The sequence below is a fragment of the Streptomyces pluripotens genome (assembly GCF_000802245.2).
In the GTDB taxonomy this organism is placed as follows: Bacteria; Actinomycetota; Actinomycetes; order Streptomycetales; family Streptomycetaceae; genus Streptomyces; species Streptomyces pluripotens.
Genome location: NZ_CP021080.1, coordinates 1,693,611 through 1,708,366, shown reverse-complemented (window position 1 = coordinate 1,708,366; position 14,756 = coordinate 1,693,611). Strand labels below are relative to the sequence as shown.

The following is a 14,756-nucleotide window of genomic DNA, read 5'->3' as shown; positions in this document are numbered from 1 at the left end:
TGCGCGCCGGTCGCGGGCCGCCCGCGACCGCGGGCGGCGGCGGGCGGCCTCTCGGACGCGTGCCCCGGCTCGGTGAAGCCCCTTGGCGGAACCGGATAATCCGCACATGCTGCGCACATGACAGGAAAACTGATGCAGCGTCATCTGACTAGGCGTCACTTCGTGGGGGTGGCAGCGCTCCAGACCGCGGCCACCCTCGGGTTCACCCGCATCGGCCTCCAGTCGGCCCGCGCGGCCGAACCCGACGCCGTCGAGTCCGCCCCCGCCGTCGTGGTCGGCTCCGGCTACGGCGGCGCCGTAGCCGCCCTCCGCCTCGGCCAGGCGGGCATCCGCACCCTCGTCCTCGAGATGGGGCAGCTGTGGGACACCGCCGGTGCCGACGGCAAGGTGTTCTGTTCCACCACCGCCCCCGACCAGCGGTCCATGTGGTTCCGTAACCGCACGGAGGCCCCGCTCGCCACCTTCCTCTGGCTGGACGTGGTCAACAAGGCCATCAATCCCTACCCCGGTGTCCTGGACCGCGTCCACTACGACCAGATGTCCGTCTACGTCGGCCGGGGGGTCGGCGGCGGCTCCCTGGTCAACGGCGGGATGGCGGTCACCCCGCTGAAGTCCTACTTCGCCGAGCAGTTCCCGACCGTGGACGCCGACGAGATGTACGGGACCTGGTTCCCGCGCGCCCGCGCCATGCTCGGCGTGAACTCGATCGACCCGGCGTGGTTCGAGTCCACCGAGTGGTACCGGTTCACCCGGACCTCCCGGAAGGCCGCAGCCAACGCCGGCCTGAAGACCACCTTCGTGCCGAACGTCTACGACTTCGGCTACATGCAGCGCGAGGCCGCCGGCACGGCGACGAAGTCCGCGCTCGCGGGCGAGGTCATCTACGGCAACAACCACGGCAAGCGCAGCCTGGACAAGACCTACCTCGCCGCGGCTCTCGGCACCGGCAACGTCACGATCCAGACGATGGAGAAGGTGACGTCGGTCAGCAGGGCGACCGACGGCTCGTACCTTCTGACCGCCGAGCGGATCGACAACACCGGAGCGGTCGTCGAGACCAAGCAGTACGGCTGCACGTACCTGTTCCTCGGCGGCGGCAGCCTCGGCACGAGCGAACTCCTCGTCCGGGCCCGGGACACCGGCGCGCTGCCGGACCTCGACGCCGGCGTGGGTGCGGGCTGGGGCACCAACGGCAACGTCATGCTCGGCCGCGCCAACCACATCTGGGACACCGTCGGCGCGCACCAGGCCACCATGCCCGTCATGGGCATCGACGACTGGGCCAATCCCGACAACCCGGTCTTCGCCGAGATCGCCCCGCTGCCCATGGGCTTCGAGCACTGGATCAGCCTCTACCTGGCCATCACCAAGAACCCCCAGCGGGCGAGGTTCACCTACGACTCCTCGACCGGCGCGGTGAAGCTCGGCTGGACCACCGCCCAGAGCGCGGTCTCGGCGGGCATGGCCAAGAAACTCTTCGACCGCGTGAACGCGGCCAACCTGACCATCTACCGGTACGACCTCTTCGGTTCGACCAGCAAGGTCTTCGCGGACAACTTCACGTACCACCCGCTCGGCGGCTGTGTGCTGGGCGAGGCGACCGACGACTACGGCCGCGTGAGGGGGTACCCGAACCTGTACGTCACCGACGGCTCGCTCGTGCCCGGCTCGATCGGGGTGAACCCCTTCGTCACCATCACCGCGCTGGCCGAACGCACCCTGGCGCGGGTCCTCGCCGAGGACATCCGGTCCTGAGCGAACGCGCCGGCTACTTGGCGTAGATCGCCTCGATCTCGTCCGCGAAGTCCTTCGCCACCACATTCCGCTTGAGCTTCAACGACGGGGTGAGGTGGCCCGACTCCTCCGTGAACTGGGAGGGCAGAATGCGGAACTTCCGCACCGATTCCGCCTTCGACACCGCGGCGTTGCCGTCGTCGACCGCCGCCTGGATCGCCGCGAGCAGATCCGGGTCCTCGCGCAGCGACGCCGCGGTGGAACCCGCCGGCTTGCCGTGCTCCGCGGCCCACCGGCTCAGGAACTCCTCGTCGATGGTGACCAGCGCGCCCACGAACGGCCGTCCGTCACCGACCACCATGCACTCCGCGACCAGCGCGTGTGCCCGGATGCGGTCCTCGATCACGGCCGGGGCCACGTTCTTGCCGCCCGCGGTGACGATGATCTCCTTCTTGCGGCCGGTGATCCGCAGGTAGCCGTCCTCGTCGAGGGTGCCGATGTCACCGGTGTGGAACCAGCCGTCCGCCAGCGCCTCCGCGGTCGCGCCCGGGTTGTTCCAGTACTCCTTGAACAGGTGCTCGCCGTGCAGCAGCACCTCGCCGTCGTCCGCGATCCGCACCACCGAGCCCGGCAGCGGCTGGCCGACCGTGCCGATCTTCTGCCGGTCCCACGGGTTGAACGCGGTCGCCGCACAGGACTCCGTCAGGCCGTAGCCCTCCAGCACCGTGAAGCCGATGCCGCGGAAGAAGTGGCCGAGCCGCTCGCCGAGCGGTGCGCCGCCGGAGATGGCGTACTCGCCCCGGCCGCCCAGGACCGCGCGCAGTTTGCCGTAGACCAGCTTGTCGAAGACCTTGTGCTTGAGTTTGAGTCCGAACGACGGTCCTGACGGGCTGCCCAGCGCCTTGCTGTAGGCGATGGCGGTGTCCGCCGCCCGGTCGAAGATCGCGCCCTTGCCCTCCGCCTGCGCCTTGGCCCGGGCGGAGTTGTAGACCTTCTCGAACACGCGCGGGACACCGAGGATGAGCGTCGGCCGGAAGGCTGCCAGTTCGCCGGTGAGGTTCTTGATGTCCGGGACGCAGCCCAGCTTGATCGGCGCCATCATCGGCGCGATCTGCACCAGTCGCCCGAAGACGTGCGCGAGCGGCAGGAAGAGCAGCACCGAGCACTCGCCGGTGCGGAACAGCGGGCGCAGCCGTTCCACGACGTTCCCGCACTCGGCGAAGAAGCTGCGGTGGGTGAGGACGCAGCCCTTGGGGCGGCCGGTCGTACCGCTCGTGTAGACGATGGTCGCTGGGTCATCGGCCTTGGCGAGCGAGCTGCGCTCCTCGACCGTCTCGTCCGACACATCCTGACCCAGGCGGCCCAGCTCCGCCACGCCCCCGGCCTCGATCTGCCAGACGTTCTTCAGGGCGGGCAGCGACTCGCGCACCGACTCCACCGCGGCGGCGTGGTTGTCCAGTTCCACGATGCACGCGGTCGCACCCGAGTCGGACAGGATCCACTGCACCTGCTCCGGCGAGCTGGTCTCGTACACCGGTACGGTGACCGCGCCCGCGCTCCAGATCGCGAAGTCCAGCAGCGTCCACTCGTAGCGGGTCCGGGACATCAGACCAACCCGGTCACCCGGCTGCACTCCTGCGGCGATGAGGCCCTTTGCAGCGGTGCGGACCTCGGCCAGGAACTCCCGGGCCGTCACGTCCTGCCAGCCACCGTCCGCCTTGCGGGCGATGACGGCGACGTCTGGGTACTGCGCGGCGTTTCTACGGACGATGTCGGTCAGGTTGCCGTCCGCAGGGACCTCGTACAAAGCCGGAAGGCTGAACTCGCGCAAGACTGCTGCTCCTCATAGGGCGCCGGCGCCACGACATTGTGTGATGCGACGGTGCGGTCCAAGGCTCGGGCAAGTGCTCGGGTCTTCGGTGGCTGAAATCCAGAGCACGACTGGACTGCCCGGACGTTACCCGTCGGTATGGCTTCTACGACAGGGGGTCCCGACGAGATGTTCGCTGCGTCACACGGTTTGGCGTTCCTTTCGCGCACAGTAGTCCACGGCCGAACCGACCGGCGAGTAACCGCAGGCCGGACCGGCACTGTTCACGCGCACCGCACGGGCCTACCCTTGATCGTCATGGCACCCACACCCTCCGCGGGCCGCAGGACGCGCGTCCACGTGGTCAGCGACGTGCACGGCAACGCCCGGGACCTGGCCCGCGCCGGTGAGGGTGCCGACGCCCTGATCTGCCTGGGCGATCTGGTGCTCTTCCTCGACTACGGCGATCACTCGCGCGGCATCTTCCCCGACCTGTTCGGCAGGGAGAACGCCGACCGCATCGTCGAACTGCGCACCGCCCGCCGCTACGCGGAGGCCCGTGAGTTCGGCAACCGGTTGTGGGCCGGCATCGGCGCCGATCGGGCCGCGGCCATCGAGAAGGCGGTGCGCAAGCAGTACGCCGAGCTGTTCGCCGCGTTCCCCACCCCGACGTACGCCACCTACGGCAATGTCGACATGCCGACCCTGTGGCGGGAATACGCCCGGACCGGCACCACCGTCCTCGACGGCCAGCGGGTGGAGATCGGAGGCCGGGTCTTCGGTTTCATCGGCGGGGGGCTGCGCACCCCGATGCGCACGCCGTACGAGATCAGCGACGAGGAGTACGCCGCCAAGATCGAAGCGGTCGGCGAGGTCGATGTGCTGTGCACCCACATCCCGCCAGAGGTGCCCGAACTGGTCTACGACACCGTGGCGCGCCGCTTCGAGCGTGGCAGTCGCGCCCTGCTGGACGCCATCCGTCGTACCAGACCGCGCTACGCGCTGTTCGGGCACGTGCACCAACCGCTGGCGCGCCGCATGCGTATCGGTGCGACCGAGTGCGTGAACGTGGGTCACTTCGCGGGAACCGGGCGGCCCTGGGTGCTCGAATGGTGACCGGTGTGCCACGAAGCGGACACGGGGGTGAAGGCACCTGGTCGGCGGCACGGTAGCCTTCACGCTGCACACCCGTGCGCAGCCCGGCGCACACAGACCTCTCCATACGGCGCGCATCTGGAGGAGCCACGGCGATGGCGGAACACACCAGTTCGAGCATCACGATCGAGGCGGCTCCGGCCGACGTCATGGCGGTGATCGCCGACTTCGCGCGCTACCCGGACTGGACCGGCGAGGTGAAGGAGGCAGAGGTCCTCGCCGCCGATGAGCGGGGCCGCGCCGAGCAGGTCCGCCTGGTCATGGACGCCGGTGCCATCAAGGACGACCAGACCCTCGCCTACACCTGGACCGGTGACCACGAGGTCTCCTGGACCCTGGTGAAGTCCCAGATGCTCCGTTCCCTGGACGGCTCCTACCTGCTGAAGCCTGCCGACGCCGGCGCCACCGAGGTCACCTACCGGCTCACGGTCGACGTCAAGATCCCCATGCTCGGCATGATCAAGCGCAAGGCCGAGAAGGTCATCATCGACCGGGCTCTGGCGGGTCTGAAGAAGAGGGTGGAGTCGGGGGAGAAGTAGTCCCTCCGGTTTGCGACCGCGCACGAAGGTACCGTTCACCCTCATGCGCACCATCCTGATCACGGGCCCGGGCGGCAGCGGGCGTACGACGGTTTCCGCGGCCACCGCGCTCGACGCCGCCCGTGAGGGCGCCCGCACCCTCCTGCTGAGTGCCGACCGCACCGACAGCCCCGGCACCGCACTGGGCTCCGCGACAGGACCGGCTCCCACCGAGGTCACGGCGAACCTCACCGTCTGGCGCCCTGACGCCGCGGACCGTTTCCGGCAGGACCTCACCACCTTCCAGACCCGCGCCGCGAACGTCCTCGACCTCCTGGGCGCGGCGCGCCTGGACGCCGAGGAGGTCACCCCGCTGCCCGGCGCGGAAGAGCTGTCCTTTCTGCGCGCGCTGCGGGACGCGGCCCTCTCCGAGCGCTACGACCTGCTCGTCGTCGACCTCCCGCCGCTCTCACAGGCCATCCCCCTGCTGGCCCTGGCCGAGGAACTGCGCCGCTACCTGCGCCGCCTGCTCCCACCGGAGCGGCAGGCGGCCCGTGCCCTGCGTCCGGTCCTGGGCCGGCTAGCCGGCGTCCCGATGCCCGCCGACTGGCTGTACGAGACGGCAGCCCGCTGGGACGTCGAGCTGGCCGCGGTGGAGGCCGTCCTCACCGACCGGAACACCTCCGTACGTCTGGTGGCCCAGCCAGGCCCGGCCGGTGCCAACGCCGTCCGCGCCGCGCGTCTCGGTCTGGCTCTGCGCGGCCTGCGTACCGAGACCCTGATCGCCAACCGTGTCCTGCCCGACGTCGAGAGCGACAGCTGGCTCTCCGGGCTCCTCGCGGAGCAGCGCAAGGCCCTCGCCGACTGGCAGGAGCAGCCGTGCGACGTCCGTACCGTCCCCCACCTCGGCCGCGACCCGCAGGGCACCGACGACCTCGCTGCCCTGGCCGTCCCGGCCGTCAACCCGGCGCCGGTCCCGGTCGAGTGGCCCGTCACCGACCGGATCGCCGCGGACGGAGTGCTCGTGTGGCACATCCCGCTGCCCGGTGCGACGCGGGACGATCTTGAGCTGATCCGCCGCGGCGACGAACTGGTGCTCGGCGCGGCTGCGTTCCGCCGGATCGTTCCGCTCCCGTCCGCCCTGCGCCGCTGCACCGTCGCCGGGGCCGGACTGGAGGAGGGGGAGCTGCGCATCCGGTTCGCTCCGGACCCTGGTCTGTGGCCGCGGACCCGGTAGCCGCACACCGGGGTTGTGGGGGCTGGTGACCGTGGGACCGGGATCGCGGGGCCGGTGGCACCTGGAAGGGTGCGGTCGACGGCGCGGATCAGGCTCACCGCGGGCGCACCGGCTGTGCCCGCGGTCAACCCGGCGCCGAGGCGGTCGGGGCGTCGGTCGGGACCTCGCCGAGGCGGCCGTTGGTCAGCAACCTCGGGACCGGTAACGTCATAGGGGCGAACCGTAGTCAGGAGTCCGCCATGAGCGAAGAGCGCTCCGCACCCGAAGCGGCCAAGGAGCCGAGGGCGACCGACGCCGACGCCTGGGCCGCGGCCTGCGCCGAGGACCTCGCCACCGAGAAGGCCCGCCGCCGGGCCGGCCACGCCCAGACGCCGGGCTCGGCGGCCGAGGAACTGAAGAAACTGGTCGACACCGTGGCCGACAAGCTGTCCGGCCTGCCGTCACCGCTCCTTGGAAGCCTCGCCGGACCCGCCGCCCAGCAGGCGGTGCGGCAGGTCGTCCAACAGGCGAAGGCCGCCGTCGAGCCCGTCATAGAACGCAACCCGGACGTCTTCGACCATCTGGCCGCAGCCGGAGGTGAGCTGCTGGCCGCCTACCGCTCCGCCGTTCAGGCTCAGGAGCGCCAGTGGACCGCCGGTACGGACGGCCGGTCGGAGGACGGTGCGGACCGGCGTGACCGTGACGGGGGCACCGGCGCGGGCGAACGCATCGATCTGGACTGAAACCCTTCCACGGCAAGGCCTCGGGTACGGTTGGCGATAGCGGGGCTCGACCGAAACTGAGGGATTCATGGGACTCACCATCGGCGTCGACATCGGCGGCACCAAGATCGCGGCCGGCGTGGTCGACGAGGAAGGCAACATCCTCTCGACGTTCAAGGTGCCGACCCCCACCACGCCCGCGGCCATCGTGGACGCCATCGCCTCGGCGGTGGAAGGTGCGCATGCCGGCCACGAGATCGTCGGCGTGGGTATCGGTGCGGCCGGTTACGTCAACCGCCAGCGCTCCACGGTGTACTTCGCGCCCAACATCGACTGGCGTCAGGAACCGCTCAAGGAGAAGGTCGAGGCCCGCGTGGGCCTCCCGGTCGTGGTCGAGAACGACGCCAACGCCGCTGCCTGGGGCGAGTACAAGTTCGGCGCGGGCAAGGGCCACCGCAACGTCATCTGCATCACGCTCGGCACCGGCCTCGGCGGCGGCATCATCATCGGCAACAAGCTGCGCCGCGGGCACTTCGGCGTCGCCGCCGAGTTCGGTCACATCCGGATGGTCCCGGACGGTCTGCTGTGCGGCTGTGGCTCGCAGGGCTGCTGGGAGCAGTACGCCTCCGGCCGAGCCCTGGTCCGGTACGCCAAGCAGCGCGCCAACGCGACTCCGGAGCGCGCCGAGGTGCTGCTCTCACTGGGAGACGGCACCCCGGGCGGCATCGAAGGCAAGCACATCTCCATGGCCGCCCGCCAGGGCGACCCGGTCGCCGTGGACTCCTACCGCGAGCTGGCTCGCTGGGCCGGTGCGGGCCTGGCCGACCTGGCCTCCCTGTTCGACCCGTCCGCGTTCATCGTCGGAGGCGGTCTGTCCGACGAGGGCGATCTGGTCCTCGACCCGATCCGTACGTCCTACAAGCGCTGGCTGGTCGGCGGCAACTGGCGCCCGGTCGCCGACGTGATCGCGGCCCGGCTCGGCAACAAGGCAGGTCTGGTGGGCGCGGCCGATCTGGCCCGGGAGCCCGACCCGATCATGTGAGAAGGGCTCGTCGCACGCGGGGCGCGGGGCCGAACGGACCTCGCGCCCCGAGTTGCTGGGCGTACATTGATCCACATGGAGCTGCTCCCCGATTCCCGAACGGATCCCGACGGTTCAGCAGTCATCCGCGTTCTGACCTACAACATCCGCTCGATGCGTGACGACACCGGCGCCCTCGCCCGGGTGATCACCGCCTGTGCCCCCGACCTGGTCCTCGTCCAGGAAGCACCCCGTTTCTTCCGCTGGCGCAAGAAACTCGCCCACCTGGCCGCCGCCTCCGGCCAGGTGATCCTCACGGGCGGGGGCAGTGCCGCGGGCCCCGCGATCCTCTGCTCGCTCCGTGCCACCGTCGAACGGACGCAGGACCTGCTCCTTCCGCTCACCCCCGGCCTGCACCGGCGTGGCCTCGCCACCGCGGTAGTCCGCTTCGGCGGCGCCCGCCTGGGGGTGATCAGCTGCCATCTGAGTCTGTGCGAGGACGAGCGGTACGAGCAGGGCGGGATGCTTCTCGACCGCATCCACGGGCTGGGCACCGAGCACGCCATGGTCGGCGGTGACCTCAACGAAGAACCCAGCGGCCGCACCTTCCAGCGGCTCGCCGCGGATCTTCAGGACTGCCGTGCCGCGGCCCCCTGGGGCGGCGCCCCCACCTTCGCCGCCGATGCCCCCCGCCGGCGCATAGACGCGATCTTCACCACCGAGGGCATCGAGGTGCTCGGTTGCGGCGTTCCCCAGGACCAGCCGGGAGTGGCCGACGGCGATCTACGGTCGGCCACGGACCACCTTCCGGTACTGGCCGCGCTGCACGTCCCAGCCGCCCGGGGTAGTCAGCTCCAGCGGCCCGCGGCGGCGGTCTCGGCGCCGTAAGCCCCGAACGCGAACGACCCGGGCACTCGGCCGAGCGCCCGCTCCCCGTCGTCGGAGACGTCCGCGCCCCGGCCGTCGCGGACGACCACGAGCAGACCGGTGAGCAGACCGGTGGGTAGCCGGGCGACTCCGGCGGGACCACCTCCGGCGATCATCAGACGACCGCGCCGCGTCCGGGATCGTCGTCCTCGTCGTCCGTGCGCATCCGCATCACCAGCGTGGCGAAGCCGCCGAGGAAGCCGCCGATGCCGAGGGTCGCCAGCCACCAGGTCATGTCCCAGCCGAACAGGACCGCGAGGAGGAGCAGGACCGGGCCGCCGATGACACCCAGCCAGGCGAATCTGGCGGTGGTGTCGGAAGCCGGCAGCGGCGGTGGCTCCGGCGGAACGAAGTGACCCTCGTCGTCCTCGTCGAAATCGTCCTCGGACGGCTCGGGGGCGGTGTAGTCGCGTGGGCCTACGCCGGGCGCGAAGGAGACCGAACTGCCCAGTGGCCGGGCGGGCGGTGGGTCCGCGGAGTCGTCCGTGCCGTTCCCGGAGCCCGTGCCGGAGGTGTTCGCGGGGTCGTTCCCGGGTTCCTTCTCCAGCAGCGCGAGGTCCTCCACCGGCTTGAAGGGCCTGGTGCCCGGCGGATCCGGCGGCTCCTCGCCGTACCCGGCGACGATGGCCCGCCAGGCGGCGTCCTCGTCGAACGGCGCCCCCTGCTCGTCCGGTTCGCGCTCCTCGCGGCCGGAGTCGTGCTCAGCCACCTGCGGCCGTCCCTTCCTCGCCGACACTGGGTGCGAGCCGGCCGATGAAGGCGAGGCTCTCCTCGAAGATCCGGTCCGCATCGTGGTCCAACGTCGCCACGTGGTAGCTCTGTTCCAGCACGATCTCCGTCACGTCCATCGACGACACCCGGCTCAGCACCCGCGCCGAGTCCGCGGCCGGTACGACGTGGTCCTGGGCGCTGCGCAGCAGCAGCAACGGCTGGGTGACCTGGGGCAGCTCGCCGTCCAGCCGGCGCAGGAAGACCCGCAGTGAGTGTGCCGCGTGCAGCGGCACCCGGTCGTACCCCAGTTCCGCCGCGCTGCCCTTGGCGATGTCGCTGGCGATGCCCTTCGTCGTCCGGACGAGGTGCCGGGCCACCGGAAGTGCGTACGCGGACAGGCCGTGCACCCGGTTCGCCGGGTTGACGACCACCACGCCTGAGACCCGCTCGCCGTGCCGGGCCGCGAGCCGGAGAGCCAGTGCCCCACCCATGGACAAGCCCGCGACGAAAACCTGCGAACACCGCTCGGACAGTGCGCACAGCGCGCGGTCAACTTCCGCGTACCAGTCCTGCCAACCGGTGAGCTGCATGTCCTCCCAGTGGGTGCCATGGCCGGGCAGCAGGGGAAGCGACACGGTCAGGCCGTGTGCCGCGTGGTGCTCCGCCCAGGGGCGGAGCGACTGGGGGGAGCCGGTGAAGCCGTGGCAGAGGAGAACGCCCACCTCCCCGCCATCATGGCGGTACGGCTCAGCTCCAGGGAGAACCGGCACCTCGACTCTCCTGTTCCTTAGAGGGCCTCTCCGGCGGTCGGTAGAGGCGGGAAGAAAACGCGCGGATGTGCTTCACCGTACGCGACCGCACTGACACCGACCAGGGTCGTCGGGTTCTTTGACGGTCCCCCGGGTTAAGGTCTGTTCGACGGAAACAGGAGGCACACGGGTGTTGTACGGCACGATGAAGGTCGCCATCGGAGGGCCACTGAAGGTTGCCTTCAGGCCTTGGGTGGAGGGACTGGAGAACATTCCGGCCGAGGGCGCCGCCATCCTGGCCAGCAATCACCTGTCCTTCTCGGACTCGTTCTTCCTGCCGGCGGTCCTGGACCGCAAGGTCACCTTCATCGCGAAGGCCGAGTATTTCACCACTCCGGGTGTGAAGGGTCGGCTGACCGCGGCCTTCTTCAAAGGTGTCGGCCAGCTCCCGGTGGACCGTTCGGGGTCACGCGGCGCCGGTGAGGCGGCGATCAAGAGCGGTATAGAGGTGCTGGAGCGCGGTGAACTGTTCGGGATCTATCCGGAGGGCACCCGATCGCCGGACGGGCGACTGTACCGGGGCAAGCCCGGCGGCCTCGCGCGCGTGGCGCTTGCCACCGGCGCGCCGGTCATTCCGGTCGCGATGATCGACACCGAGAAGATCCAGCCGCCGGGCAAGGTCATGCCCAAGCTGATGCGGCCCGGCATCCGCATCGGCAAGCCCATGGACTTCAGCCGCTACCAAGGCATGGAACACGACCGCTTCGTACTGCGCGCCCTCACCGACGAGGTCATGTACGAGATCATGAAGCTCTCCGGCCAGGAGTACGTCGACATCTACGCGACTGCCGCCAAGCGCCAGATCGCGGAGGCGGCGAAGGCCGCCAAGGAGGCCGAGAAGGCCGAGAAGGCCGAGAAGGCCGAGGGAGCCGGGGCGGTCGAGAAGGCGGAGAAGAAGCAGGTCGAGTCCTAGAGGGGGGAAGCCGGGGAGAACCCGGGAAGACTCGGGGAGCCGGGGGGAGACATGCCCAAGGGCGCGCGTGTCATGAGGATGTCGGTCGAACTGCCGCTGTGGCGCGCGCTCGCCGGCTACCGCGTGCTGACCATGCTGTACGCCATCGGCCTGTGCGCCACCGCGTACTCCCGCTTCATACGGCCCTGGGTCGCCGTCGTCTACTTCGCCGTGCTGTTCGTGTGGACCCTGGCGACCCTGCCCAAAGTGGCGAACGCGACCGCCTGCACCAAACGCTTCCTTGCCGCCGACCTCACCATCGCACTCACCGGCATCCTGCTCACCCCCCTCGCCGACAGCCACGAACGGATCACGGACGGCGGTCCCACCCTGCCGACGATATGGACAGCCGGCTCGGTGCTGGCCTTCGCCATTAAGGGCGGTTGGCGCTGGGCGGCCTTCGCCTCCACGGCAGTGGCCGCCGTCAACCTGATCGAGCGCGGCCGACCCGCCCGGGACACGGTGCACAACGTGATCCTCGTCTGGGTGGCCTCCATCGCCATCGGCTACGTCGTGGAGGTGGCCAGGGCCTCCGAGCGGACCCTGGCTCGCGCCCTGGAGATCGAGGCCGCTACCCGGGAGCGGGAACGGCTGGCCCGCGACATCCACGACGGTGTGTTGCAGGTGCTGGCGATGGTGAAGCGCCGCGGTGCCGCCCTGGGCGGTGAGGCGGCCGAGCTGGGCCGGCTGGCGGGGGAGCAGGAGGTGGCCCTGCGCACGCTGGTGTCGGGCGGCCTGGCGCCGGTGTCCGGAGTGCCCGTCTCCCGGGCGCCGGAGGGCAAGACCGCCGGAGACGCCGTGCGCGCGGTGCTGCCGGAACCCGACGACGACGGCCCGGCTGACCTGCGCTCCCTACTCGCCCCCTATGCGTCCGGCCGGGTCGGTCTCGCCGAGCCCGGCGCCCCGGTGGAGCTGCCACCGGCCACCGCACGGGAGGTGGCCGCGGCGGTCGGTGCCGCTCTGGACAACGTGCGCAAGCACGCTGGGGCCGAGGCGCGGGCCTGGATTCTGGTCGAGGACGAGCCGGACGAGATCGTCGTGACCGTCCGGGACGACGGCCCCGGTATCCCCGAGGGCCGGCTCGCGCAGGCGGAGGGGGAGGGCCGGCTGGGGGTGGCCCAGTCGATCCGCGGGCGGCTGCGGGACCTCGGTGGCAGCGCCGAACTGGTCTCCGTTGCCGGGCAGGGCACCGAAGTCGAACTGAAAGTACCGAAGGGCGTCCGACGGGCGCGGGGCATGAAGGCGGACCGGCGATGACACGGCAGCAGGACCCGATCAAGGTGATGGTGGTCGACGACCACCCCATGTGGCGCGACGCGGTGGCCCGGGACCTGTCCGAGTCCGGCTTCGAGGTGGTCGCCACCGCGGGCGACGGCGACCAGGCGGTCCGTCGGGCCCGGGCCGTCACCCCCGACGTCCTCGTCCTGGACCTCAACCTGCCTGCCAAGCCTGGTGTCCAGGTGTGCAAAGAACTGGTCGCCCACAACCCGGCCTTGCGGGTCCTGGTCCTCTCCGCCAGCGGCGAGCACGCGGACGTGCTGGAGGCGGTCAAGTCCGGCGCCACCGGTTATCTGCTGAAGTCCGCCTCCACCGGGGAACTCCTGGACGCGGTGCGCCGCACCGCCGTCGGCGACGCGGTGTTCACGCCGGGTCTCGCCGGACTGGTCCTCGGCGAGTACCGCCGTCTGGCTTCTGAGCCCGGTGCTTCTCCAGACACCGACGAACCCGGGACACCCCGGCTCACCGAGCGGGAGACCGAGGTGCTGCGGCTGGTCGCCAAGGGCCTGAGCTACAAACAGATCGCCGAACGCCTGGTGATCTCCCACCGCACGGTCCAGAACCACGTGCAGAACACCCTCGGAAAGCTCCAACTGCACAACAGGGTGGAGCTGGTGCGGTACGCGATAGAACGCGGACTCGACGGCGAGTAGAGCCGGGCGCCGCCGGAGCGGCGGCCGTGCCCCCCCGGCCGGTGGCGCCCGCGCGCCGAATCACCCTTCTCACCTCTCCCGATGTGACGCGGATCACGATTAGCGTGAACGGGTGTCAGGCAACCGCGGCGAAGGGACATGTCCATGCGGGTCGGAGTACTGACCGGAGGCGGCGACTGCCCCGGGCTCAACGCCGTCATCCGGGGTATCGTCCGCAAGGGCGTGCAGGAGTACGGCTACGTCTTCACCGGGTTCCGGGACGGTTGGCGCGGCCCCCTCGACGGCGACGTCGTTCGCCTCGACGTTCCCGCGGTGCGCGGCATCCTGCCCCGCGGCGGCACCATCCTCGGCTCCTCGCGGACCGATCCCCTCAAGGTGGAGAACGGTATCCGCCGCATCAAGGAGAACCTGGCCAAGCACGAGGTCCACGCTCTGATCGCGATCGGTGGCGAGGGCACCCTGGGAGTCGCCGCCCTCCTGTCCGACGAATACGGGGTGCCCTGCGTCGGCGTACCCAAGACCATCGACAATGACCTGTCCGCCACCGACTACACCTTCGGTTTCGACACCGCCGTCGGTATCGCCACCGAAGCCATCGACCGCCTGCACACCACCGCCGAATCCCATAGGCGAGTCCTCGTCTGCGAGGTGATGGGCCGTCATTCCGGCTGGATCGCCCTCCACTCGGGCCTGGCCGGCGGTGCCAACGTCATCCTCATCCCCGAACAGCGCTTCGACCTGGAGCAGGTGTGCGCCTGGATCACCTCCCGGTTCAAGGCCTCCTACGCCCCGATCGTCGTCGTGGCCGAGGGCGCCATGCCCAAGGACGGGGACCTGGTCCTCAAGGACGAGTCGCTGGACCCCTTCGGACACGTCCGGCTCTCCGGTGTCGGCGAGTGGTTGGCCAAGGAGATCGAGAAGCGCACCGGCAAGGAGACGCGCACCACGGTCCTCGGGCACATCCAGCGCGGCGGCACCCCCAGTGCCTTCGATCGCTGGCTCGCCACCCGATTCGGCTTGCACGCCATCGACTGCGTCCGCGAGGGCGACTTCGGCACGATGGTCGCCCTGCGCGGCACCGGCATCGTCCGCGTACCCCTCGCCGAGGCGACCGTCAGGTTGAAGACGGTGGAGCCGGAGCTGTACGCGGAGGCCGGGGTCTTCTTCGGCTGAACCGGCATCCCGGTAGGGTGGGCCGTGCATTCGCCCCGTGGCGGGCGTGTTCGGCGTTTTCGGTCCATCGCCCACCG

Annotated in this window: 15 protein-coding genes; 11 read left to right on the top strand and 4 right to left on the bottom strand. The window is 70.4% G+C overall.

Going from position 1 to position 14,756, the window contains the following annotated elements; all coding sequences use genetic code 11:
- The first annotated feature begins 117 nt into the window (after positions 1-117).
- Positions 118-1,755, top strand: a complete 1,638-nt coding sequence (locus LK06_RS07555; protein WP_174673822.1) for a GMC oxidoreductase — start codon at positions 118-120, stop codon at positions 1,753-1,755.
- Positions 1,756-1,768: 13 nt separating this feature from the next.
- On the opposite strand, the gene LK06_RS07550 is transcribed toward LK06_RS07555, so the two are convergent.
- Positions 1,769-3,565, bottom strand: a complete 1,797-nt coding sequence (locus tag LK06_RS07550) for an AMP-dependent synthetase/ligase (protein WP_039655809.1) — start codon at positions 3,563-3,565, stop codon at positions 1,769-1,771.
- A 297-nt stretch (positions 3,566-3,862) separates the two neighbouring features.
- Here LK06_RS07550 and LK06_RS07545 point away from each other — a divergent pair, with 297 nt between their 5' ends.
- From LK06_RS07545 to LK06_RS07520, 6 genes are all read left to right on the top strand, one after another.
- Positions 3,863-4,660, top strand: coding sequence for a metallophosphoesterase family protein (locus tag LK06_RS07545; protein WP_053049693.1), 798 nt, complete (start codon positions 3,863-3,865; stop codon positions 4,658-4,660).
- 134 nt (positions 4,661-4,794) lie between these two features.
- The gene (locus tag LK06_RS07540; RefSeq protein ID WP_039655813.1) at positions 4,795-5,238 is read left to right on the top strand and encodes an SRPBCC family protein; all 444 of its coding nucleotides are present in this window, start codon (positions 4,795-4,797) and stop codon (positions 5,236-5,238) included.
- Positions 5,239-5,281: 43 nt separating this feature from the next.
- Positions 5,282-6,454 carry an ArsA family ATPase gene (locus LK06_RS07535; RefSeq protein ID WP_043407008.1) on the top strand — a complete coding sequence of 391 codons (1,173 nt, stop codon included), beginning with the start codon at positions 5,282-5,284 and terminating at the stop codon, positions 6,452-6,454.
- A 239-nt stretch (positions 6,455-6,693) separates the two neighbouring features.
- Positions 6,694-7,176, top strand: a complete 483-nt coding sequence (locus LK06_RS07530; RefSeq protein ID WP_039655817.1) for a DUF5304 family protein — start codon at positions 6,694-6,696, stop codon at positions 7,174-7,176.
- Positions 7,177-7,243: 67 nt separating this feature from the next.
- On the top strand, positions 7,244-8,197 hold the full coding sequence (locus LK06_RS07525) for an ROK family glucokinase (protein ID WP_039655818.1): 954 nt from the start codon (positions 7,244-7,246) through the stop codon (positions 8,195-8,197).
- 75 nt (positions 8,198-8,272) lie between these two features.
- The gene (locus tag LK06_RS07520) at positions 8,273-9,064 is read left to right on the top strand and encodes an endonuclease/exonuclease/phosphatase family protein (RefSeq protein ID WP_052270194.1); all 792 of its coding nucleotides are present in this window, start codon (positions 8,273-8,275) and stop codon (positions 9,062-9,064) included.
- On the opposite strand, the gene LK06_RS07515 is transcribed toward LK06_RS07520, so the two are convergent.
- Genes LK06_RS07515 through LK06_RS07505 form a run of 3 tightly spaced genes read right to left on the bottom strand, consistent with a single transcriptional unit; the run spans position 9,025 to position 10,584 of the window.
- Positions 9,025-9,219 (bottom strand): hypothetical protein, encoded by a 195-nt coding sequence (locus LK06_RS07515; protein ID WP_039655820.1) that lies wholly within the window; start codon positions 9,217-9,219, stop codon positions 9,025-9,027. The two genes, LK06_RS07520 and LK06_RS07515, sit on opposite strands and share 40 nt — an antisense overlap.
- On the bottom strand, positions 9,219-9,812 hold the full coding sequence (locus LK06_RS07510; RefSeq protein ID WP_039655822.1) for a hypothetical protein: 594 nt from the start codon (positions 9,810-9,812) through the stop codon (positions 9,219-9,221). Before LK06_RS07510 ends, LK06_RS07515 begins: the two co-directional genes overlap by 1 nt.
- On the bottom strand, positions 9,805-10,584 hold the full coding sequence (locus LK06_RS07505; RefSeq protein ID WP_039655823.1) for an alpha/beta hydrolase: 780 nt from the start codon (positions 10,582-10,584) through the stop codon (positions 9,805-9,807). Before LK06_RS07505 ends, LK06_RS07510 begins: the two co-directional genes overlap by 8 nt.
- 172 nt (positions 10,585-10,756) lie before the next feature.
- Between LK06_RS07505 and LK06_RS07500 the strand changes: the two genes are divergently transcribed.
- From LK06_RS07500 to LK06_RS07485, 4 genes are all read left to right on the top strand, one after another.
- On the top strand, positions 10,757-11,536 hold the full coding sequence (locus LK06_RS07500) for a lysophospholipid acyltransferase family protein (protein WP_043434305.1): 780 nt from the start codon (positions 10,757-10,759) through the stop codon (positions 11,534-11,536).
- 51 nt (positions 11,537-11,587) lie between these two features.
- Complete coding sequence (gene macS / locus LK06_RS07495) at positions 11,588-12,832, top strand: MacS family sensor histidine kinase (protein WP_039655825.1); 1,245 nt, start codon at positions 11,588-11,590, stop codon at positions 12,830-12,832.
- Complete coding sequence (locus LK06_RS07490; protein WP_039655827.1) at positions 12,829-13,506, top strand: response regulator; 678 nt, start codon at positions 12,829-12,831, stop codon at positions 13,504-13,506. Before macS ends, LK06_RS07490 begins: the two co-directional genes overlap by 4 nt.
- Before the next feature lie 144 nt (positions 13,507-13,650).
- Positions 13,651-14,679: a 6-phosphofructokinase gene (locus LK06_RS07485; protein ID WP_039655829.1), complete on the top strand. Its 1,029-nt coding sequence runs from the start codon at positions 13,651-13,653 to the stop codon at positions 14,677-14,679.
- The last annotated feature ends 77 nt before the right edge of the window (positions 14,680-14,756 follow it).